Raw genomic sequence first — 297 nt, 5'->3', positions numbered from 1 at the left:
TCAGCTTTTTATTCATAATTTTTAAGGCTCGATTCTCTTGTTGTACATCTGATAACTCCTGTAGTACTGCACTATATAATTCTTCTACTGAAACATCCATGATTAGTTCTCCTCCAAAATCGTCTTTAGTTTATTTAAAATAATTGGCTTAGCAGTTTGTAAATTCACAGTATCAATGTCCCCTTTATATGTGACTTTACCGTTGAAGTTAATTTCTTCATCATTATAGTTAAACGAAATTAGAACTTTGTCCTCTTGAATTTTTGAAATATTTCTAACATTGATATTATCCACTAA

The 297-nt window shown here is 29.3% G+C and carries 1 protein-coding gene; it reads right to left on the bottom strand.

All coding sequences use genetic code 11. The features are described from left to right. Nucleotides 1-102 precede the first annotated feature (102 nt). Nucleotides 103-297 (bottom strand): hypothetical protein (locus IV67_RS09360; protein ID WP_162261070.1); only part of this gene is annotated, 195 nt, incomplete at its 5' end.

Origin of the sequence: Weissella minor (genome assembly GCF_001437425.1) — a bacterium.
Lineage (GTDB): Bacteria > Bacillota > Bacilli > Lactobacillales > Lactobacillaceae > Weissella > Weissella minor.
This window is presented reverse-complemented; position numbering and strand designations above follow the sequence as displayed.